Consider the following 21,002-nt stretch of genomic DNA (forward strand, 5'->3'; position numbering starts at 1 on the left):
AGGAAAGCGCCTAATCGACTGGAGCGGTGATCTTTGCACGGATGCAAGGGCCGGGCAGCTCTGGACTGCCTTCCAAGGTGAAGGCGCTGCGAAGCCGCTCGGCGGTGGCTTCGCAATCGCCTGCGCTGCGGGCATGGATCAAGGCAAGAGGCCGCTCCGGACCGACCGCCTCGCCGAGGCCCGCGATCTCGGTCAGACCGACGCTGTGGTCGATGGCGTCTTCGGCGCGGCGCCGGCCGCCGCCCAGGCTCAGCACCGCAAGGCCGACCGCACGGACGTCGATCGCGGCGACCGAGCCCGCGGTCTCCGGATGGGCGGCGAGCGTGCAGGCCGATTGCGGCAGGTGCCGATCCGGGTCTTCGATCAGGTCGCCGGGGCCGCCGAGGGCGGCGACCATGCGCTGGAACCGCTCCGCCGCCGCGCCGCCGTCGAGCGCAGACTCGATGGCGGCCTCGGCTGCCGCGGCGTCGGCGGCCAGGCCGCCGATCTGCAGCAGCTCCGCCGCGAGCGCGGCCACCACTTCGTGCAGGCGCGGGTCGCGCTGTGCGCCGGTCAGGTAGTCGACGGCCTCGCGGACCTCCAGGGCGTTGCCGGCGCTGCGGCCGAGGACCTGGTTCATGTCGGTGATCAGGGCCCGGGTCCTGAGGCCGGCGCCCTCGGCGACCGCGACGATGCTCTCGGCCAGGGCCTTGGCATCGTCTATATCGGCCATGAAGGCGCCGCTGCCGACCTTGACGTCCATGACCAGGCCCTGGAGCCCGGCGGCCAGCTTCTTGGACAGGATCGAGGCTGTGATCAGCGGGATGGACTCGACGGTCGCGGTGACGTCGCGGATCGCGTAGAGGCGCTTGTCGGCCGGCGCCAGGTCGGCGGTCTGTCCGATGATCGCGCAGCCGGTCTCGGCGATCGCCCGCCGGAAGGTTTCGATATCGGGTTGGCTTTGATAGCCCGGGATGGAGTCCAGCTTGTCCAGCGTGCCGCCGGTGTGGCCCAGGCCGCGGCCGGAGATCATCGGCACCGCGGCGCCGCAGGCCGCCAGGATCGCGGCCAGGGGCAGGCTCACTTTGTCGCCGACGCCGCCGGTCGAATGCTTGTCCAGCACCGGCCGCTCTTCCCCTGGCCAGTCGAGCACCCGGCCCGAGGCCATCATGGCGCGGGTCAGGGCGACGCATTCCTCGCGCTCGAGCCCTCGGAAGAAGACCGCCATCGCGAAGGCCGCCGCCTGACCCTCGGAAATCGAGCCGTCGGTGATGCCGGCAACGAAGGCCGCGACCTCCTCGGGCGCCAGCCGGGCGCCGTCGCGCTTGCGGCGGATCACTTCCTGCGGCAGGAAGCCGGGCGCGCTCACCCGCCGGCCTCCAGGGCCGCGAGCACGGTGTCGAGCAGCTTTGAGGCACCGATCCGGAAATGCGTCGGGCCGATCCAATCCGCGCCCAGGTGGCGTTCGGCGATCTCCAGATAGGCCGCCGCGTCCTCCAGGCTCCGGATGCCGCCGGCCGCCTTGAAGCCGACCCGTCCGCCGCGCTCCTGGATCACCCCGAGCAAGGCCTCGGCTGCCTCGGGCGTGGCGCCGACGGCGATCTTGCCGGTCGAAGTCTTGAGGACGTCGGCGCCGGCGGCGATGGCGTCGCGGGCCGCCTCGGCCGTTTCGGCCGGACCGGGAAAGGCGCCGGTCTCCAGGATCACCTTCAGCTTCGCCGCACCGGCCGCCGCCTTGACCGCGGCGATGTTGGTCTTGGCGGCCTCGTGCTCGCCGGCCAGCCAGGCCCGGTAGGGCATGACCAGGTCGAGCTCGGTCGCGCCCGCGGCCACCGCCTGCCGGGCCTCCGCCGCCGCGCCCTCGGCCGATCCTTCGCCCTCGGGGAAGTCGACGACCACCGCGACGGCGATCCCGCTGCCGGCCAGGCGCTCGGCCATCTCGGCGGCGAAGTCGGGCCAGGAGCAGACCGCCGCGACCTTGCCATGAGGCGTGACCGCCTTGGCGCAGAGCGCAGCGATGTCGTCGTCGCGGGCGTCGTTCAGGCTGGTCAGGTCGAGCAGCGGCAGCAGGCGCCGCGCCAGCCCGCGCAGGCTTTCGCTCATGCCTTGCCCCGCTCGAAGAAGAAGGCCTCGGGCAGCAGCTCGCCCAGGGTGAAGCTGCGACGCAGGCCCTCAGGTCCCGCGATGTGAACCGGGGTCCCGGAGCCCGCGAACTCGGCCAGGCGCTGGCGGCAGCCGCCACAGGGGGTGCAGAGCCGCTCGCCCTCCGCCAGGACCAGGACCTCGGCGACCTCGCGGGCGCCGGCGGCGACCAGGGCGCCAAGGGCGCCGGTCTCGGCGCAGAGCCCCTCGGGGTAGGAGGCGTTCTCGACGTTGCAGCCAGAAAAAAACCGACCGTCGCCGCTGCGCAGGCAGACACCGACCTGGAAGCCGGAGTAAGGGGCATGTGCATTGTCCCGCGCCGCCTTGGCCAGGCGGATCATCTCATCGAGGTCGCTCATTTGTCCTTCACGTAGGGGATGCCGCTGGCCTTGGGCGCCACGGCGCGGCCGACGAAGCCGGCCAGCAGGATCACGGTCAGAGCGTAGGGCAGGGCCTGGATGACCTGGACCGGGATCACGCCGATGCCGGGCAGGGCGACTCCCTGGAGCCGGATCTGCAGGGCGTCGGCGAAGGCGAAGAGCAGGCAGGCCAAGACCGTCGGCACCGGCTTCCACTTGCCGAAGATCATCGCCGCCAGGGCGAGGTAGCCCTTGCCCGCGGTCATGTCGCGCACGAAGCCGGCGGCGTGCGCGGTTGAGAGGTAGGCGCCGGCGATCCCGCAGAGGAATCCGCAGAGCAGCATCGCCCGGTAGCGCAAGGCGGCGACCGAGATCCCGGCGGTGTCGACGGCGTGGGGGTTCTCGCCGACCGCGCGCAGGCGCAGGCCGAAACGGGTCCGGTAGATCAGGAGGGCGACCAGCGGCAGGACCCCGATGGTCAGGTAGACCAGGAGGTTGTGGCCACTGATCACCTCCGAATAGACCGGGCCGATCAGCGGGATCGGTGCCAGCCACTCGCTCATCGGCAGGTCGAAGCCGATGAAGCGGCCCGGACCCTGCAGGGACGGCGTCACCCCGTTGAGGCCGAACCAGGCGACGGCCAGGGTCGGCCCCAGGCCGGCGACCAGGATGTTGATCGCCATGCCGGAGACCACCTGGTTGCCGTTGTGGGTGACGCAGGCGTAAGCGTGCAGCAGCGCGAAGGACATGGAGACGATGATCGCCGCGCCGAGCCCGAGCCAGGCCGAGTTGGCGACCGCCGCCACCGCCGCCGCGGCGAAGGCCCCGGCCAGCATCTTGCCCTCCAGGCCGATGTCGATGACCCCGGAGCGTTCCGCGACCATGCCGGCGAAGGCGGCGAGCAGCAGAGGCGTCGCCACCCGCACGGTGGCGTCGATCAGAAGCAAAATGAGGAGGAAGGTCTCGCCCATCAGGCCGGCGCCTCCTGTGGCGCCTCCCGGGACCTTGCCCGGAAGAAGGCGACGATGGGACTGCGGAAGATGTTCTCCAGGGCGCCGCAAAACAGGATCACCAGGCCCTGGATCACCACCACCATGTCGCTGGTGAAGGTCGGGATCTCGAAGGCCAGCTCGCTGCCGCCCTGGTAGAGCGCCCCGAAGAGCAGGGCGGCCAGGATCACCCCGAGCGGGTGGTTGCGCCCCATCAGGGCGACCGCGATGCCGGTGAAGCCGAAGCCGGCGGAGAAGCCGAGCATCAGGCGGTGCTGGGAGCCCATGACCTCGTTGATCGCCAGCAGGCCGGCCAGGGCGCCGGAGAGGGCCATGGCCAGCATGATGCTGCGCCCGGGCGAGATGCCGCCGTAGCGCGCGGCCTGCTCGTTGGCCCCGGTGCAGCGCAGCTCGTAGCCCCAGCGGCTGCGCCAGAGGAAGAGCCAGACCAGGCCGGCCGCGGCCAGGGCGACCAGGAAGGTCACGTTGAGCGGCGAGGGCCCGGTCCGCACCCCCAGCGCGCGCAGGACCTCGTGGGCGTAGGGTAGGTGCCCGGCGTCGGCGAAGCGCGCCGTCTGCGGCACCTGCTGGCCGGGCTCGATCAGGACCTCGACCAACAGGTAGTTGAGCAGGATCGCGGCCAGGAAGTTGAACATGATGGTCGTGATCACGGTGTGGCTGCCGCGCTCGGCCTGGAGGTAGCCCGGCACGAAGGCCCAGAAGCCGCCGAAGAGCATGGCGCCCAGCATTGCCAGCGGCAGCAGCAGCGGCCAGGGCAGGTCGCCCAGGGCTAGGCAGACCAGGGCCACGCCCAGGCCGCCGATCAGGGCCTGGCCCTCGCCGCCGATGTTGAACAGGCCGCAGTGGAAGGCGACGGCCACGGCCAGGCCGGTGAAGACCAGGCTCGTGGTGTAGAAAAGCGTGTAGCCGATCTGGTCCCAGGACCCGAAGGCGCCCCAGACCAGGGCCTTCAGCGCCTCCCAGGGGTTCTCGCCGACCAGCAGCACGACCACGCCGGCCAGCAGCAGGGCGACCAGCAGGTTGACCAGCGGAATCAGGGCCAGGTCGACCCAGCGCGGCAAGCCGTTGCCGGTCATGCCGCGTCCTCCGTGATCCCGGCCATCAGCAGGCCGATCTTCCGGCGGTCGGCCTCGGCGGTTGGCATCTCGCCGACGATTCGGCCCTCGTGCATGACCACGATCCGGTCGGCCAGGGCCAGGATCTCCTCCAGTTCGGCGGAGACCAGCAGGATCGCCTTGCCAGCGTCGCGCATTTCGATCAGCCGGCGGTGGATGAACTCGATGGCGCCGATGTCGACCCCGCGGGTCGGCTGCCCGACCAGCAGCAGGGCCGGGTCGCGCTCAATCTCGCGGGCCAGGACCAGCTTTTGCTGGTTGCCGCCCGAGAAGGATCCGGTCCGCAGCAAGGGGGCCGCCGGGCGCACGTCGAAGGACTGCATCAGGTCCTGGCAGTGCGTGACGATCTTGGGCCGCTCGCTCAGCAGGCGGCCGTTGTAGGCCGGGTCGTCGTGGTAGCCGAGGATCGCCGTCTCGCTGGCGTCGAAGCCGACGATGACGCCCATGCGCAGTCGGTCCTCGGGCACGTGGCCCAGGCCGAGGTGGCGCAGCTCCCGGGGATCGCTCGACTGGTAGCCGGAGAGGATGCGCCGGCCCTTGAGCTTGACCTCGCCGTCGGTGAAGCCGCGCAGGCCGACCAGGGCCTCGATCAGCTCGGTCTGGCCGTTGCCGGAGACCCCGGCGACGCCGAGGATCTCGCCGGCGCGGACCTCCAGGCTGAGGTCGACGACCTTGGGCTGATGGGCCTCGTCGGTCACCGTCAGGCCTTCGACCGTCAGCACTGGGTCGCCCGGCTTGGCCGGCGTCTTGTCGACCCGCAGCAGGACCTTGCGGCCGACCATCATCTCGGCCAGCTGCTCGCGGCTGGTTGCGGCCGTGACGACCCTGCCGACGACCGCACCATCCCGCATCACCGTCACCGCGTCGGTGACCGCCATGATCTCCTGCAGCTTGTGGGTGATCAGGACCACCGTCTTGCCCTCGGCCTTGAGGCGCCGGAGAATCTTGAAGAGGTCGTCCGTCTCCTGCGGGGTCAGGACCGCGGTCGGCTCGTCGAGGATGATGGTCTGGGCGCCGCGGAACAGGATCTTCAGGATCTCGACCCGCTGCTGCAGGCCCACCGGCAGCTCGGCGACCAGGGCGTCGGGCGGCACCTCCAGGCCGTAGTCGCGCTCGATGGCGATCAGCTCGTCGCGGGCCTGGTCGAGGCTGGGGCGCACCCAGAACTGGTCCTCGGCGCCGAGGATCAAGTTCTCCAGCACAGTGAAGGTATCGACCAGCATGAAGTGCTGGTGGACCATGCCGATCCCGGCGCCGATGGCGTCGCGCGGGTCGCGGATCCGCACCGGCTTGCCCCTGACCCGGATCTCGCCGGCGTCGGCCTGGTAGAAGCCGTAGAGGATCTTCATCAGGGTCGACTTGCCGGCGCCGTTCTCGCCGACGATGCCGTGGATCGTACCCGCCGCGACGGCGAGATCGACCTCGCGGTTGGCATGGACCGGGCCGAAGCGCTTGTCGACGCCGACCAGCTCAATCGCCATGCCCTCGGTCGCGGGCCGGTCGGTCGTCTTCCCGGCCGGCGCCGCTCCAGACGCCGTCTTGGTCACGGCCGGCCGCTCAATAGTTGCAGCTGTTGCCGGCGGTGTAGTCCGCGACCTTGATGTCGCCGGCGACGATCGCCTCGCGGGCCGCGCCAAGGGCCGTCTCCATCTCCGCCGAGATCAGCGCGCGGTTGTTGTCGTCCAGCGCCCAGCCCACGCCTTCTTCGGCCAGGCCCAGGACCTTGAGCCCCGGCTTCCATTTGCCGTTCATGGCGTCGGTGAAGGCTTCATCGATCGCCACGTCGACGCGCTTGACCATCGAAGAGAGCATGGTGCCGGGATGCAGGTGGTTCTGGTTGGAGTCCACCCCGATGGCCAGCTTGCCGCCGTCCTTGGCCGCCTGGTAGACGCCGACTCCGGTCGCGCCGGCGGCGGCGAAGACCACGTCGGCGCCGCGGTCGAACTGGCTGCGCGCCAGTTCGCCGCCCTTGGTCGGATCGTTCCAGGCCGCGGGCGTGTTGCCGGTCATGTTGACCAGGACCTCGGTCTCGCCCTTGGCGTGCTTGGCGCCCTGCTCGTAGCCACAGGCGAACTTGCGGATCAGCGGAATGTCCATGCCGCCGACGAAGCCGACCTTTCCGGATTTGGACGCCATGGCTGCCAGCATGCCGACCAGGAAGGATCCCTCGTGCTCCTTGAAGACCACCGATTGCACGTTGGGCGCCTCGGTCACGCCGTCGATCAGGGTGAACTTGACGTCGGGATACTCCTTGGCGACCGTCTCGATGGCCGAGGTCTGGGAGAAGCCGACGCCGACGATGATGGTGGCCCCCCGGCGCGCCATGCGGCGCAGCGCCTGCTCGCGCTGGGCCTCGTTGGTCGGCTCGAACTCCAGGTACGCGATCCCGGTCTTCTTCTTGAAGGATTCGGCGCCGTTGTAGGCCGCCTCGTTGAAGGACTTGTCGAACTTCCCGCCCATGTCGAAGAGCAGGCCCGGCACCACCTCGGCCGCTGTGGCCGGGCCGGCCGCGGCCCAGGCGACGACCACCAACCCCGCAAAAAGCTTGCGCATTTTCTTGTTCCTCCCTGAGAGCTGAAGCGCTTTGGCTCGTATTTTGTCCAGGCAGTCAAACACCAATGCCGATCATCTGCAAGCGCAGGTGGTGCCGCCCACGGGGGCGCCGGCGTGCCACGGCATTGACCCCCGGCGGCCCCGGGCGCAGGCTCGCCGGCGGGAGTTGAGATGCGGGCAGGGGAGGGCCGCAGATGAACCGAATCGACCTGGAGGGGCAACACGCCATCGTCACCGGCGGGGCGCAGGGCATCGGCCGGGCCATCGCCGAGCGCTTCCTGGCCAGCGGCGCCAGGGTCAGCCTCTGGGACCGGGACGAAGCCCTGGCGGCCGAGAGCGCGGCCGATCTGGCGGACCAGGGCGAGGTCCTGGCCTTCGCTATGGACGTCACCGACGAGACTTCGGTCGCGGCGGCGCTGGCGGCGAGCCGCGACGCCCACGGCACGCCGGCCGTGCTGGTCAACAACGCCGGAATCGCCGGGCCCGCCGTCCTGACCTGGGACTACCCGGTCGAGGACTGGCGCCGCGTCTTGGCCATCGACCTGGACGGCGTCTTCCTCTGCTGCCGGGCCGTGGTCCCGGCCATGATCGAGGCCGGCTACGGCCGCATCGTCAACGTCGCCTCGATCGCCGGCAAGGAAGGCAACCCCAACGCCTCGGCCTACAGCGCCGCCAAGGCGGGGGTGATCGCGCTGACCAAGTCCCTGGGCAAGGAACTGGCCGACCACGACATCGCGGTCAACTGCATCACACCGGCGGCGGCGAAGACCCGGATCTTCGAGCAGATCACCCAGGCCCATATCGACTACATGCTCTCCAAGATCCCGCGCGGCCGCTTCGTCGAGGTCGGCGAGATCGCGTCCCTGGTCGCCTGGCTGGCCTCGAAGGAATGCTCTTTCACCACCGGCGGGGTCTTCGACATCTCCGGCGGCCGGGCGACCTATTGAACCGAGAGCACGGAACGCGACGAGGAAAGGACGATGCCCGGTCTCAAGCTTCCGCTTTCCGTGTTGGTCGTAGGTCTGGCGCTCTCCTCGTCGGCGCTCGGCAGCGAGGAGAAGTTCACCCTGGTCGACCGCATGCCGCAGGTCGAGGGTGAGCTGCAGCGCACGATCTCGGAGCAGGAGGAGTCCGGCCTGACCTTCACGCAGAAGGTCTACCTCCAGGACTTCGGCGATGCCGCACTCTTCACCTACGTGACGGAAGCCAACTGTGCGGAGGGCGCGGCTGGGGTCGAAGCCTCCGCGCCCTTCATCGTCGCGCTCCGATACATCATCAAGCGGCCGCAGGACTTCTCGACCGCCGTCCTGCACGACATCTTCAAAGAGGTCTATGTCGAGGATCGCGAAGGCCGGGTCCGGCTCTACCAAGACCTGCGTGGCCCGCAGATGATCGAGCTGACGGAGAACTTCAAGCCGGCCTGTTCCGGGATCTAGCGCGAGGCCGCGCCTCGTGGCCGTCCTGTCGGTCAATTCGCATAGATTCTGAACTTTCATCTGTAAAACAATGTAAATACATACAAATATAATCGAAGCGAGCTTCTCTGGAGTGAATGCGATGGCGCTTTCGGACTACAAGACGGCCCTGGTCACCGGCGCCTCGAGCGGGATCGGCGCGGCCTGCGTGCGGGCGCTGCGGGAGCGGGGCCTGGACGTCGTCGCCTCGGCCCGGCGGGAAGATCGTCTCGCCGCGCTGGCCGAGGAGACCGGCTGCCGGACCCTGACCCTCGACCTCGACGACACGGAGGCGGTTTACCGAGACCTCGGCGGGCTGGAAGTCGACGTCTTGGTCAACAACGCCGGCCTGGGGCGGGGCTTCGAAGGCTTCTTAAAGTCGAGTCCGGCGGAGATCGACGAGATCCTCCGGATCAACGTGAGCGCAGCGATCCACGTCGTCCGCGCGCTGGCCGAAGGCATGGCCGGCCGTCGGCGCGGCCACATCGTCAACATCGGCTCGGTCGCCGGGCTGCACCCGGTCGGCTTCCCGGTCTACGGCGCGAGCAAAGGGGCGATCCACCTCTTCGCCCAGCACCTGCGCGTCGACCTTAAGGGCAGCGGTCTGCGTCTCACCGAGATCTGCCCGGGCCGAGTCGAGACCGAGTTCTTCGACACCGCCTTCAAGGATGAAGCCGACCGCCAGACCTTCCTGCGCGGCTTCCGGCTGCTGCAGCCGGAAGACATCGCCGCGGCCGTCGTCTATGCGGTCTCGGCGCCCTGGCACGTCAATGTGAGCACGATCGAGCTGACCCCGACCGAGCAGATCCCCGGCGGCGCCGTCATCGCGCCGGTGGAAGAGGGATGACCCGGGCGCGCGGACCCGGCGTCAGGCCTCCCGGCCCTTGTAGAGGTAGACGATGGCCTCGGCGCGGGACTTGATGCCGAGCTTCCTGAAGATGTTGGTCGCGTGATTGCGGACCGTGCGCTCTGAGATCGCCAGCGCGGCGGCGATCTCCGGATTGCTCTTGGCCTCGCAGATCAGCGACAGGATCTCGCGCTCGCGCGGCGACAGGCACTTAAGGTCCGGGCCCAGCTGCGGATCGACGCCGGGCGTCCCGCCGGCGAAGTCGAGCACGGCCTCCTTGAAGCGGCTCCAGGCCGTTTCCTGCTTGAGGAGGATGTGGTTCCGGGACTCCAGGACGACGAGCTCGGCCTTCGGCATGTGGCGCGCCAGGATGCGCGCTTCGGACATCGGCGTGATCTGATCCTGGTCGCTCTGAACCACCAGGGTCGGGACCGAGACCCGGGGCAGGAGGTCGAAGACATCGACGTCGGCCCGCGCGTCGAGCAGGCGGGACGCGGTGGCCGACGACATGGTCCTGTGGCAGAGATCGTTGTACCAGCCGATCTGCTCGTCGCTGCCGTCGGGTATGAAGCGCGAGGTGAAGAGCTGGCGAAACACCGGGTTCTCCAGGTTCCAGCCCAGATCGAGAATCTCCACGATCGACTTGTAGAGCTTCGCCCCCTGGGGGTTGCCGCGCTTCCGCCAGCCGCGTGCATAACCGCCGTGCAGTATCAGCCCTGACACCTTGTCCGGGTGCTTGACGGCGTAGGCGATTGCAGCCGAGGCGCCCTGGGAGATCCCGAGCAGCAGGATCGGCCGCTCGACCTCGGCTGCGGCCACGACCGTCTCGAGGTCTTCGACCCAGCGCGCGAAGGAAAAATCCCTGGCGGAGCGATCGGAGAGGCCGCAACCGCGCTCGTCGTAGCGGATCAGATGGAAGTGGTCCGAAAAGAAGCGGACCCAGTGGGACCAGACCGGGCTCTCCAGGTCGTACTCCAGATGAGTCAGCCAGTTCGCGGCCTTGACCATCGGTACGCCCTGTCCGCTGCTCGCCCAGGCCAGGGCTATGCCGTCCGGCGAATGGGCGAACCTGACCCGCTGTTTCAGCGATTCCATCTCGAGACCGCCAACGCCTCCCCGAGTCGACATGGGACAAGCGTCCCACGGAAAAGGCCAGGAATCGATGCGATTGGGACCTTTGCCCGATTAACGCCTCCGCGCGACCGGGGGAACCTCGCAAAGAGGTTAACCCAAGCGTGGAGCGAAAGCGATGTCCACCGGCTTTCGAGCCCGATCCGGCGGTCTGCGTTCGAGAGGGCCCAAGGATCGGGTTACCCAAACCGGTGACCGTCCGGTTGGAGCCGGGCCTGTGTGGGTCGTCCTCCCGCGCCGCCGGGGAGCGGGCGACGCCTGGCCGAACCCTCCGCGAGCCATCTTCGGGCCGCGACTCCGGCAAGGTCCTTGGCCGGTTATCGGCCGAGGAGTCGTCAGAAAAAAAGTCGAATTTCCTCAGGATTGCCCGGGCCGATGCCCGTATCGGAAACGCCACCGCACGGGCTCCCGGCCGTCGACAGGGTGGGAAGGGTCGAGGGGCGTTCGAGACGAGGCGTCAAGGAGAAGCAGGACGGCGACAGAAAAGGCTTGGAGACCGGCGGGTGGAAGCGCTCGCCTCCCGGTGCGGGCTTGGGGGAGGGGAGAGATCCATCGGCGCCTGAGCACGCAACGCTTCCAGGCACGCAAGAGCTGAAACCAGTTGACCAGCCGCGGGCGCGAAACCCGCGGCGAAGGGGGAATTTTGCCCGGATCATTCAATCTCATGCCGCGTCCGACGGGCCCGACGCTGTACAGCGCTTCCCGGTCGGACCGCCGGCCAGTCGTGGCCCTGCACTGCTCCGGCGCCGACGGCGGACAGTGGCGGCGCCTCGCGGCAGATTTGGGGGACCGCTTCGACCTCTCGGCGCCGGATTTTTTCGGTTGCGAGGGCGCGCCCCGCTGGCCTGGAGAGCATGCCTTCACGCTGGCGGAGGAGGCGCGCCCGATCCTGGCCGCCGTCGATGCCGCTTGGCGACCGGTGCATCTCGTTGGCCATTCCTACGGCGGCGGCGTCGCGCTGCGCATCGCCCTGGAGCGGCCGGAGCGGGTGGCGAGCCTGACGCTCTACGAGCCCTCGGCCTTTCACCTACTGAGAGGAGAACAGGGCGAGACTGCGGCGGCTCTCGCCGAGATCCGCGCCGTCGCGCGCGCCTGCGTCGAAGCGGTCGCCATCGGGGACTGCCGCCGGGCCGCGGCCGGCTTCGTCGACTACTGGAGCGGCCCCGGCGCCTGGGCCGGGCTGCGGCCCGAGGTCCAGGCCAGGCTGGTCCGCTGGGCGCCCAAGGCCCCGCTCGACTTCCACGCCCTCATCGAGGAGCCGACGCCGGTCGGCGCCTTCAGAGAGCTCGACATGCCGGTCCTGATCCTGCGCGGCGAGCTTGCGCCGGCGCCGACCCGCCTGGTCGCCGAGCGGCTGCGGCAGGCCCTGCCCGACTGCCGCCTCGAGACCATCGCCGGGGCTGGCCACATGGGCGCGGTGACACATGCCGAAGACGTGAATGCCTTCATCGTTGCGCATCTCACGGCGCTGGCCGCCGCCGGCGCGCAGGGCCTGCAGAGGCCCCCGCGTGATCCGAGCCAGTCCACCAGGTACGCGGAAGACCTGCAAACCCAATGAAATGAAGGGAAGGGAAACGACCATGTCCATCCAAACCATCCAAGGCAACACGGAGCGCTTCGCGCGCTGCATCGAAGCCTCCAAGCGGGTCCGCTGGGACATCGAGGAGGACGTCATCCGAGGCCGCCGCTTCGAGCTGTCGCAGAAGTTCCTGCCGGACGGCCTCTCCGGGGTGGCCGACCTCGACTTTCTCTCGGCCAGGGAACGGCGCTACCTCAGCCAGATCCAGGGCCGGACCTACGCGAACGTCTTCGGCCTGGTCGAGCGCTTCATCAACGCCAAGGTGCTGGAGCTCAGCCGCGATCACTGGTTTGGCGATCAGGTCGCCCTGGAGGCCCTGGTCCGCTTCAGCGACGAGGAGATCAAGCATCAGAAGCTGTTCCGCCGCATCGAGCGGCTCGCCGCCGAGCAGATGCCCGAGGGCTACGTCTTCGCCGCCGACCCCGACGCCGTGGCGCGGGCGGTGCTGAGCAAAGGGAACTGGGCGATCCTGGCGCTGACCCTGCACATCGAGCTTTTCACCCAGGCGCACTATCGCGAGAGCATCGAGCCGGACGACGAGCTCTCGCCGCTCTTCAAGGACGTCTTCCTGTTCCATTGGAAGGAGGAAAGCCAGCACGCGATCCTCGACGAACTGGAGTGGCGCCGCCTGCACGCCGGCCTCACGGAGGCCGAGCGCGATCGCGGCGTCGACGAATTCATCGAGCTGGTCGCCGCGGTCGACGGCCTGCTCCGGGCGCAGGCGGCCGCGGATGCCCGCTACTTCGCCGAGACCTGCGGCCGCGCCCTGGGCCGGCTCGATCGGGCGGCGCTCGGCAAGGGCGTCCTCGAAGCCTACCGCCGGCAGTACATCCTGTCCGGTGCCGAACACCCCCACTTCGTCAAGGTCCTGACCGAGATGACCACGGAACCGCAGAGGCTCCGGGTCGAGACGGCCTTGGCGACACTGTCCTAGTTCCGGCGAGAAGCTTCCGGGACCCTCGTTTCAATCGAACTTCGAAAGTCAGGAGAAAACAATGCTCTGTCGATATCTCTTCGTATCTGCTCTCAGCGCCGTCGCGCTGGGCGCGACCGGCGCTGCGGAGGCGGACTCCGCTGCGCAGGCGCGCTTCTTCTCCAAGGAGAAGGTCAGCGTGGCCGCCGTCGTGGACCTGCCGGCGCTGCCCGACGGGTCCTTCGCGGAACTCGATGGCACGACGGTGCTGACGCGCACCAAGACCGGCGTCGGCTTCACCTTCAATACGACGGATCTGGCTGCGGACGCGCCCTACACGGTCTGGTGGGTGACCTTCAATCGCCCGCGGCACTGCCTGGCGCCCTACCTCTGCGGCGCCGACGATTTCGGGAATCCGGCCGCCGAGCCCGGCGTGTTCTACGCCACCGGGCGCGTCTCCGACGCCTACGGTCAGGCCGAGTTCTCGGGCGAGGTCGACTACGGCGAGCTGCCCCAGGGCGAGGACCAGGTGCCTTTTCCGAGCCTCGACCGCCCGATCCGGCCGGGGGCCGAGGTGCACCTCATCGTCCGGGCCCATGGTCCGGCTTCGGAGGACCCCGAGGTCCTGGATGCGCAGCTGACCGAGTTCAACGGCGGCTGCCCGCCCTACGACTGCGTCGACGTCCAGGCCTCGCTGCATCGCAGTCCCAAGCTTCGGCTCTGGTAAGCGCCGGCGCGCTGATTCGCATTCCGGGGGTCTCCCGACCGGGGGATCCCCGGATCTTCGAAGATGAAAGGGAAACAGGATAATGGGGCAGATCTTCGACAACATACTCGAGACCGTCGGGCGCACCCCGGCGGTCAAGATCAACCGGCTGGCGCCGCCCGACATCGAGCTCTTCGTCAAGCTCGAGGCCTTCAACCCCATGGGCTCGGTCAAGGACCGTCTAGCCCTGGGCGTGATCGAGGATGCCGAGCGCCGCGGCCGCCTCTCGCCGGGACAGACGGTGATCGAGGCGACCAGCGGCAACACCGGCATCGGCCTGGCCATGGTTTGTGCGCAGAAGGGCTATCCGCTGGTGGTCACCATGGCGGAGAACTTCAGCGTTGAACGACGGCGGCTGATGCGCTTCCTGGGCGCCAAGGTCGTCCTGACGCCGGCCTCCGAAAAGGGCAGCGGCATGCTGTCGAAGGCCATCGAGCTGGCCGAGGCCCACGGCTGGTTCCTCTGCCGGCAGTTCGAGAACGAGGCCAACGCGGAGATGCACGTCCGCACCACCGCGCCGGAAATCCTCGCCGACTTCGACGGTCGGCGGCTGGACTACTGGGTCACGGGTGCCGGCACCGGCGGCACTCTCAAGGGCGTCGGCAAGGTCCTGGCCGACGCGCGGCCCGAGACCAAGATCGTCGTCTGCGAGCCCGACAACGCGCCGGTGCTGGCGAGCGGCCTGGCGCAAAGCCGCGCGGCCGACGGCGGCCCGGCCGAGAGCCATCCGCACTTCCGCCCGCACCTCATGCAGGGCTGGAGCCCCGACTTCATCCCCAAGCTCACCGAGGACGCCGTTGCGATGAAGCTGATCGACCGCATCCTGCCGATCAACGGCGAGGAGGCCTTGAAGATGGCCCGGGAGCTGGCACGGCAGGAGGGCATCTTCTGCGGGATCTCCGGCGGCGCTACCTTCGCCGGCGCCCTGCAGGTCGCTCGCGAGGCGGCACCCGGCAGCAGCCTGCTCTGCATGCTGCCGGACACCGGGGAGCGCTATCTCTCCACGCCGCTCTTCGAGGACATCGCGGTCGAGATGACGGCGGAGGAGCGGGAGATCTCGCGTTCGACCCCGAGCTGCCGCTTCGACGCGCCGGCCCCGGCAGTGCCCGCCCCGGCCGCGGCGGAGCCTCCGGCGGTCTCGGCGGCGGCGGCGGCCTTCGTTGCCGAGACGATCCACGATCCGGAGCAGCCGGTCGTGATGTTCGCTCTGGAGTGGTGTGAGTTCTGCTGGTCGGTCCGCAGGATGTTCGCCAAGCTCGGCATCGCCTATCGTTCGGTCGATCTGGATTCCGTCGCCTACCAGGCCGAGAACTGGGGCGGCGAGGTCCGGGCGGCGCTGACCGCGCGCACAGCCTGTCGGACCATTCCTCAGATCTTCGTCGGCGGGACCTTCATCGGCGGCTGCACAGAGCTCTTCGACGCCTACCGGGACGGCCGCCTGCAGCCGCTGCTCGAACAGGCCGGTGTCGACTGTGACGACGCGGCGGAGGTCGATCCCTACGGCTTTCTTCCGGCCTGGCTCCATCCGCGATCCAAGCCGGAGCCGGAAATCCGAGAGGCAACGCCCTGAGCGCCGGGCCGCGCGACCGGGGGAGGTCGCGCGGCCCTGGCTCGGGTCCGGGTTTCAGGCGACCTCGCGGGTCCTCTCGGTGACCGCGTCGGTGATCGCCGCGATGTGGCGGTCGTCGGTGCCGCAGCAGCCGCCGAAGACGTTGATGTGGCCGAAGCGGTGCCGCAGCTCGCCGTGCAGCCGACCGAACTCCTGCGGGTCGCCGGAGTCCAGCCCCTCGACCGCGTCGAGCGCGGCGTGGCTGAGCCGCGAGGCGTTGGCGCGCAGGCCGCGCAGCCTTTGCATCCAAGCTTCCCGTCCGGTCAGGGAGTGGGCGAAGTGGTCGGGGTGGGCGCAGTTGATCATGTAGTAGGCCGGCGCCGCCCGGGTCGCTTCGTCGACCCATTCGATCGCGTCCTTCAGGGTCTGGCCGGTCGGTAGGCGGCCATCGGTCTCGACCGTGAATGAGATGGCCACCGGCAAGCCGGCCGAGCTGGCCGCCCGGGCCAGGCCGATCGCTTCCTCGGCGTAGTTCATGGTGATCGCCGTCACCATGTCCGCGCCGGCTTCCGCGAAAACCGCGATCTGCCGGCCATGATAGGACTCGGCCTCGACCGAGGTCATCTTGTCCCGAGGATCGTAGCCGTCGCCGCGCGGCCCGACGCAGCCGCTGACCACCATGGGCGTTGCGGCGGTTTCGTAGGCGCGCCTCAGGTCGTGCAGCAGGGTGATCGCCTGGCGGTTGGCCTCCGCCAGATCTTCGGCCGAGTAGCCGAGCAGCTCGCCCCAATCACTGCTGGCGCGCCAGGTCGCGCTCTCCAAGATGAAGCCGAGACCCTTGGCGCGAGCGATCTCGGCATAGCGGGCGTAGTAGTCCCAAAGGGCGTCGCGGCCCTCGGGCCGCCGCAGAAGGTCGAAGGCGGCGAAGTAGGGCAGCTCGAAGCCCTCGTGGTAGATCAAGGTGGTCTCGATGCCCCCGTCGGTCAGGAACAGACCGCCGGTCAACTGCGGCAGGGCGTTCCGGTAGCGTGCCATGATGGCGTTCCCCTAAGTCAGTGGCGTAGTCGCCCCCACTTAGGCCGATCTCACGAGGCCGTGAAGTCCGGATGGCAGCGAGTGTGACCGCCGTCACCAAAAGTGCCGCTCAAATGGGAACGCTCAGCCGATCTCGACGCGGCGCCCGGTCTCGCTGGAGCGGTAGATCGCCTCTTCGATCTCGACGTTGCGCAGGTAGTCGCGGCCGCTGTTGGCCAGCGGCGCCCCCTCGATCAGGTGCTCGAGGATGTGCCGGGTTAGCAGGTAGACGCTGTCGCCGGCGAAGCCGCGCTTTTCCCAGTCGTAGGGCTCCGGTCGCTCCGGCGCGCCCTGGGGCTTGAACCAGAGCCCGCCGTCGCCGTCGAGGCGCAGCACGCCGCCGCTGCCCTCCAGGTGCATCTCGCCCATGGTGAGGCGGCAATCCTCGGCGTCGTGGTCGTTGAGCCGGTTGCCGTCGAAGAGCCCGGTGGCACCACTCTCGAACTCGAAGAGCACCTGGCCTGCGTCCTCGCCGGCGATGGCCGGGTTGAGGCGCCGCAGGCGTGCGGTCACGGCGATCACCTCGCCGAGCAGGTAGCGGAAGGTGTCGATGAAGTGGATCCCGGTCTCGTGGATCAGGAAGCGCGCCATCTTCTGGAAATAGGGCTGGCGGTTCAGGTAGGCCTCGGGGCCCTGGCCGTCGCCGGGGCGCAGCCGGAAGGCGATGCCGTGGGGCCTGCCCAGGCGTCCCGTCTCCAGCAGGGCCTTGGCATGGCGGTACCAGGGCTGGAAGCGGAAGTTCTCGTGCACGATCAGCGGCACCCCGGCGGCCTCGGCCATTTCGACCAGAGTGCGCGCCTCGGCGAGGCTGGGGGCCAGTGGCTTCTGGCAGACCATGGCCACGCCGCGGGCCGTCGCCGCGGCGACCATGGCCTCGTGGGTCTCGGGCGGGGTGACGATGTCGACCAGGTCTGGCTGGGTCTCTTCGAGCAGCGCCTGGATCGACGAGCAGACCGCCGGGACCGCGAAGCGTTGGGCCATGGCCCGGCCGCGGCCGGCATCGCGCTCCGCTAGGCCGACCAGCTCGACCTCGGGGCAGCGCTGCCAGGCTTCGTACTGGAACTGGCTGAAGTAGCCTGCACCGACGACGGCGACCCGCAGGCGGTCGGTCATGGAGCCTCCCGCTCGAGGGCCGCCAGGACCCCCTCGGTGATCTCGCGCAGGCCACTGCCGCCGCCCAGCTCGGTCGGCCGAAGGTTCCCGCCGGCAAAGGCCTGCTCGACGGCGCGGGCCAGCAGGCTGCCGGCCTCGATGCAGCACGGCAGGCCGTGCTGCTCGCCCAGCCAGTCGAGCATCATGGCTGCGGAGAGGACCATTGCCGTCGGGTTGGCCTTGCCGGTCCCGACGATGTCGGGCGCCGTGCCGTGGCAGGGCTGGAAGACCGCCTGCGCCTCCCCGACGTCGGCGGAGGGCGCCATGCCCATGCCGCCCATCAGCGCAGCGCCGGCGTCCGAGAGGATGTCACCGAAGAGGTTCTCGGTGACCAGGACGTCCAGGTCCCAGGGGTTGCGGATCAGGTTCAGGGCCATGGCGTCGACGTAGCAGTGGGTCGCCTCGACGTCCGGGTTCCGGGCCGCGACTTCGTCGAAGATCTGGCGGAAGAAGCCGAAGCTGCCCAGCACGTTGGACTTGTCGACGCAGGTGACCCGGCCCGGCCGGCCCTTGGCCCGGCGCCGGCGGGCGAGGTCGAAGGCGGCCTGGAACAGCCGCTCGCTGGCCCTGCGCGTGACCACCATGGTGTCGCGGGCGGTCTCGTCGCCGTCGAAGACGGTCTTGCCGCGCGCGGCGAAGAGGCCTTCGGTCGATTCCCGGATCAGCACGAAGTCCAAGTTCCGGGCGCGCGGGTCGGCGAGGGGGCCGGGCAGGCCCGGCAGGCTCTTAACCGGCCGCAGCCCGGCGAAGAGCTCGAAGGTCTCCCGTAGGTCCAGCTGCGGGGCGATCTCGCGGCCGTCCGGATAGCGCACCGAGGGCAGGCCCATGGCGCCCAGCAGGATCGCATCGGCCTCGCCGGCCCGGCGCAGGCTCTCCTCCGGCAGGGCGGTGCCGGTCTCGCGGTAGTGGTCGGCGCCGGCGGGCAGCGGCTCGAAGTCGAGGCCGAAGCCGCCGACCCGCTCTTCCACCCGTTTCAGGATCTCGAGGCAGGGCGGCATGATCTCGGTGCCGATCCCGTCGCCGGGCATCACGGCGATGCGAAAGCGCGAATTCTGCGGCATGGGCCTCAGTCCAGAAGGGTCCAGGTCGTCACGGTCTTGTCTTCGACCAGAGACGCAATATCGCTGTCGAAACTCCTGAAATGTCGTGTTTCGAGGTGGGCCTTGAAGGCGGCCTCGTCGCTGTAGATCTCGTAGAGGAAGATCCGCTCCGGGGCCTCCGGGTCGGCACAGACGTCGAAGCGATGGCAGCCCGGCTCGCGGTCCAGGGACTCAGCGGCCTGACGGCGCACGCGGTCGCGGAAGGCCTCCGCCTTGTCGGGTTTGGAAACGAAAATGACGGCGACGACGAACACGGAATCTCGGCTCCTAGGTTCTGGTTCAGTTGGGAAAGGCTTCGCGCAGCTCGGCAAGCTGCGCCGCGTCCAGGCAGCAGTAGCGGCGCTCGCCGAGCAGCAGGAAGAGCTTCGCGGTCTCCTCCAGCTCCTCGGCGGAATAGACCGCAGCGTCCAGGGCCTTGGCCGAGACCACCGGGCCGTGGTTGGCCAGCAGCATGGCGTGATGGTCCTTGGCGACGCCGCGCACGGCCTCGGCCAGGGCCAGATCGCCCGGGCGGTAATAGGGCACCAGCGGCAGGCGCCCGATGCGCATGACGTAGTAGGCGGTGATCGGCGGCAACACGTCGGCCGGGTCGAGATCCTCCAGGCAGGAGACGGCCACCGAGTGGGTCGCGTGCAGGTGGACGACGGCGCGGTCCTCGGGCCGCTCCTGGTAGATCGCCAGGTGCAGGAAGGCCTCCTTGGAGGGCTTATCGCCGGCCAGGTGCCGGCCCTCCGGGTCGAGCTTGGCGATGCGCTCCGGCTCCAGCATGCCCAGGCAGGAGTTGGTCGGCGTCACCAGAATGCCGTCCTCGAGCCGGACCGAGATGTTGCCGGAGGAGCCGCAGCCGTAGCCGCGCAGGAAGAGCGACTGGCCGAAGCGGACCATGGCCTCGCGCAGGCGGCCCTCCTGCGAGGTCATGACAGCACCTCGAAGGCCCGGGTGAAGAAGTCGGGGCCGCCGAAGTTACCGGACTTCAGCGCCAGGGCGAGCGGCTCCTCGTTTAGGCTTACCGTCCAGGGCACGCCGGGGTCGATCTCGGGCCCGATCGCCAGGCTGCGGATGCCCAAAGCCGTGACCACCGCGCCCGAGGTCTCGCCGCCGGCGACCACCAGGCGCCGCACCCCGGCCCGGACCAGGCTCTCGGCGATCCGCGCCAGGGCCCGCTCGACCAGCCGGCCGGCACGCTCACGGCCCAGGTCCCCTTGCACCTTGGCCAGGGTCTCCGGATCGGCGGTGGAGTAGATCAGGATCGGGGCGCTGCCGAGGCCGTCGCGGGCCCAGGCCAGCGCAGCCTCGATCGCAGCGTCGCCTTCCGCCAGGGCTTCCGGGTCCAGGCGGAAGCTCGGATGGCGCCGGCGCATCTCGGCGACCTGGCGGTTGGTGGCCTCGGAACAGCTGCCCGAGAGCACCGCCGCCGGTGCGTCCGCCGGCGGCCGGGGCAGGGGCGGGATCGGGTTCAGCTGCCCCCGATCCCGGAAGTTCGCCGGCAGGCCGACCGCCAGGCCCGAGCCGCCGGTGATCAGCGGCAGGCCCTCCGTCGCCCGGGCCAGGGTCGCGAGGTCGGCCTCGGAGAGGGCGTCGGCGATGGCGAGGCCGGTTCCACCGGCGCGGAGTTCTTCGATGCGTGCGGTGACGGCCGCCGGCCCCTTGGCGACCACGGCCTGCGGGATCAGGCCGACGCGGCCCGCGCTCTGGCGCTGCAGCACCCGGACCAGGTCGCTGTCGGTCATGGGGTTGAGCGGATGGTGCCGCATCCCGGTCTCGGACAGCAGGCGGTCGCCAACGAAGAGATGGCCCTGGTAGACGGTGCGGTTGTTCTCCGGCGCCGCCGGGCAGGCAATCGTGAAGTCGCTCTCCAGGGCGGCCAGCAGCGCCTCGGCGACCGGGCCGATGTTGCCCTCGTCGGTCGAATCGAAGGTCGAGCAGTACTTGAAGAAGACCCTTCGGCATCCCTGGCCACGCAGCCAGTCCAGCGCCACCAGTGACTGGGCGACCGCCTCGGCGGCCGGTATGCTCCGGGTCTTCAGGGCGATGACCGCGCCGTCGGCCTCGGGCGCCGGGCCGGCGCCGTCGTCGGGCACACCGTTGTACTGGACGCAGTAGAGGCCCTGGCGGGTCAGCTTGTTCGCCAGGTCCGTGGCCCCCGTGAAGTCGTCGGCGATGCAGCCGAGAAGCACCCTATCTTCCCCCTCGATGTCGGTTCCCGGGCCCATCGCAGCCTCGTTTCGGATCTGGCCAGAACCTGAAATAACGTATACATTAATTTCTCGAGGATTGAA

At 69.5% G+C, this 21,002-nt stretch carries 21 protein-coding genes; 7 read left to right on the plus strand and 14 right to left on the minus strand.

The features are described from left to right. Positions 1 to 10: 10 nt before the first annotated feature. The 7 genes from deoA to QNJ30_00290 all read right to left on the minus strand — a co-directional run bounded on the left by deoA (position 11) and on the right by QNJ30_00290 (position 7,158). Entirely contained in the window at positions 11 to 1,348 is a 1,338-nt protein-coding gene (gene deoA / locus QNJ30_00260; GenBank protein ID MDJ0941868.1) for a thymidine phosphorylase, read from the minus strand. After that, positions 1,345 to 2,082 carry a deoxyribose-phosphate aldolase gene (gene deoC / locus QNJ30_00265; GenBank protein MDJ0941869.1) on the minus strand — a complete coding sequence of 246 codons (738 nt, stop codon included), beginning with the start codon at positions 2,080 to 2,082 and terminating at the stop codon, positions 1,345 to 1,347. The genes deoA and deoC overlap by 4 nt, the downstream gene beginning before the upstream one ends. After that, positions 2,079 to 2,480: a cytidine deaminase gene (gene cdd, locus QNJ30_00270; protein MDJ0941870.1), complete on the minus strand. Its 402-nt coding sequence runs from the start codon at positions 2,478 to 2,480 to the stop codon at positions 2,079 to 2,081. The genes deoC and cdd overlap by 4 nt, the downstream gene beginning before the upstream one ends. After that, positions 2,477 to 3,451 (minus strand): ABC transporter permease, encoded by a 975-nt coding sequence (locus QNJ30_00275; protein ID MDJ0941871.1) that lies wholly within the window; start codon positions 3,449 to 3,451, stop codon positions 2,477 to 2,479. Before QNJ30_00275 ends, cdd begins: the two co-directional genes overlap by 4 nt. Continuing rightward, positions 3,451 to 4,566: an ABC transporter permease gene (locus tag QNJ30_00280; protein MDJ0941872.1), complete on the minus strand. Its 1,116-nt coding sequence runs from the start codon at positions 4,564 to 4,566 to the stop codon at positions 3,451 to 3,453. The genes QNJ30_00275 and QNJ30_00280 overlap by 1 nt, the downstream gene beginning before the upstream one ends. Further along, positions 4,563 to 6,086 carry an ABC transporter ATP-binding protein gene (locus tag QNJ30_00285; GenBank protein ID MDJ0941873.1) on the minus strand — a complete coding sequence of 508 codons (1,524 nt, stop codon included), beginning with the start codon at positions 6,084 to 6,086 and terminating at the stop codon, positions 4,563 to 4,565. The genes QNJ30_00280 and QNJ30_00285 overlap by 4 nt, the downstream gene beginning before the upstream one ends. Before the next feature lie 76 nt (positions 6,087 to 6,162). After that, positions 6,163 to 7,158 carry a BMP family ABC transporter substrate-binding protein gene (locus tag QNJ30_00290; GenBank protein MDJ0941874.1) on the minus strand — a complete coding sequence of 332 codons (996 nt, stop codon included), beginning with the start codon at positions 7,156 to 7,158 and terminating at the stop codon, positions 6,163 to 6,165. Positions 7,159 to 7,352: 194 nt separating this feature from the next. Between QNJ30_00290 and QNJ30_00295 the strand changes: the two genes are divergently transcribed. From QNJ30_00295 to QNJ30_00305, 3 genes are all read left to right on the plus strand, one after another. Beyond that, on the plus strand, positions 7,353 to 8,105 hold the full coding sequence (locus QNJ30_00295; protein MDJ0941875.1) for an SDR family NAD(P)-dependent oxidoreductase: 753 nt from the start codon (positions 7,353 to 7,355) through the stop codon (positions 8,103 to 8,105). Between the two features lie 33 nt (positions 8,106 to 8,138). Next, positions 8,139 to 8,594: a hypothetical protein gene (locus tag QNJ30_00300; GenBank protein MDJ0941876.1), complete on the plus strand. Its 456-nt coding sequence runs from the start codon at positions 8,139 to 8,141 to the stop codon at positions 8,592 to 8,594. A gap of 121 nt (positions 8,595 to 8,715) precedes the next feature. Then, positions 8,716 to 9,459: an SDR family oxidoreductase gene (locus QNJ30_00305; GenBank protein MDJ0941877.1), complete on the plus strand. Its 744-nt coding sequence runs from the start codon at positions 8,716 to 8,718 to the stop codon at positions 9,457 to 9,459. A 21-nt stretch (positions 9,460 to 9,480) separates the two neighbouring features. On the opposite strand, the gene QNJ30_00310 is transcribed toward QNJ30_00305, so the two are convergent. Beyond that, the gene (locus QNJ30_00310) at positions 9,481 to 10,554 is read right to left on the minus strand and encodes an alpha/beta fold hydrolase (protein ID MDJ0941878.1); all 1,074 of its coding nucleotides are present in this window, start codon (positions 10,552 to 10,554) and stop codon (positions 9,481 to 9,483) included. Positions 10,555 to 11,254: 700 nt separating this feature from the next. On the opposite strand from QNJ30_00310, the gene QNJ30_00315 reads away from it, so the two are divergent. From QNJ30_00315 to cysK, 4 genes are all read left to right on the plus strand, one after another. Next, the gene (locus QNJ30_00315) at positions 11,255 to 12,148 is read left to right on the plus strand and encodes an alpha/beta hydrolase (GenBank protein ID MDJ0941879.1); all 894 of its coding nucleotides are present in this window, start codon (positions 11,255 to 11,257) and stop codon (positions 12,146 to 12,148) included. 22 nt (positions 12,149 to 12,170) lie between these two features. Continuing rightward, on the plus strand, positions 12,171 to 13,103 hold the full coding sequence (locus QNJ30_00320) for a hypothetical protein (protein ID MDJ0941880.1): 933 nt from the start codon (positions 12,171 to 12,173) through the stop codon (positions 13,101 to 13,103). Positions 13,104 to 13,164: 61 nt separating this feature from the next. Beyond that, positions 13,165 to 13,809, plus strand: coding sequence for a hypothetical protein (locus QNJ30_00325; GenBank protein ID MDJ0941881.1), 645 nt, complete (start codon positions 13,165 to 13,167; stop codon positions 13,807 to 13,809). A gap of 82 nt (positions 13,810 to 13,891) precedes the next feature. Next, positions 13,892 to 15,418, plus strand: coding sequence for a cysteine synthase A (gene cysK / locus QNJ30_00330; GenBank protein MDJ0941882.1), 1,527 nt, complete (start codon positions 13,892 to 13,894; stop codon positions 15,416 to 15,418). A gap of 54 nt (positions 15,419 to 15,472) precedes the next feature. Here cysK and QNJ30_00335 read toward each other — a convergent pair whose 3' ends face one another. From QNJ30_00335 to QNJ30_00360, 6 genes are all read right to left on the minus strand, one after another. Beyond that, entirely contained in the window at positions 15,473 to 16,432 is a 960-nt protein-coding gene (locus QNJ30_00335) for a homocysteine S-methyltransferase family protein (GenBank protein ID MDJ0941883.1), read from the minus strand. A 123-nt stretch (positions 16,433 to 16,555) separates the two neighbouring features. Next, positions 16,556 to 17,584 carry a Gfo/Idh/MocA family oxidoreductase gene (locus tag QNJ30_00340; GenBank protein MDJ0941884.1) on the minus strand — a complete coding sequence of 343 codons (1,029 nt, stop codon included), beginning with the start codon at positions 17,582 to 17,584 and terminating at the stop codon, positions 16,556 to 16,558. Next, entirely contained in the window at positions 17,581 to 18,684 is a 1,104-nt protein-coding gene (locus QNJ30_00345; protein ID MDJ0941885.1) for an isocitrate/isopropylmalate dehydrogenase family protein, read from the minus strand. The genes QNJ30_00340 and QNJ30_00345 overlap by 4 nt, the downstream gene beginning before the upstream one ends. A gap of 5 nt (positions 18,685 to 18,689) precedes the next feature. Further along, positions 18,690 to 18,977 carry a putative quinol monooxygenase gene (locus QNJ30_00350; protein MDJ0941886.1) on the minus strand — a complete coding sequence of 96 codons (288 nt, stop codon included), beginning with the start codon at positions 18,975 to 18,977 and terminating at the stop codon, positions 18,690 to 18,692. Between the two features lie 25 nt (positions 18,978 to 19,002). Next, positions 19,003 to 19,641: an aldolase gene (locus QNJ30_00355; protein ID MDJ0941887.1), complete on the minus strand. Its 639-nt coding sequence runs from the start codon at positions 19,639 to 19,641 to the stop codon at positions 19,003 to 19,005. After that, the gene (locus QNJ30_00360; protein ID MDJ0941888.1) at positions 19,638 to 20,936 is read right to left on the minus strand and encodes a four-carbon acid sugar kinase family protein; all 1,299 of its coding nucleotides are present in this window, start codon (positions 20,934 to 20,936) and stop codon (positions 19,638 to 19,640) included. The genes QNJ30_00355 and QNJ30_00360 overlap by 4 nt, the downstream gene beginning before the upstream one ends. Between the last annotated feature and the right edge of the window lie 66 nt (positions 20,937 to 21,002).

The organism is Kiloniellales bacterium, assembly GCA_030066685.1.
GTDB lineage: Bacteria > Pseudomonadota > Alphaproteobacteria > Kiloniellales > JAKSBE01 > JAKSBE01.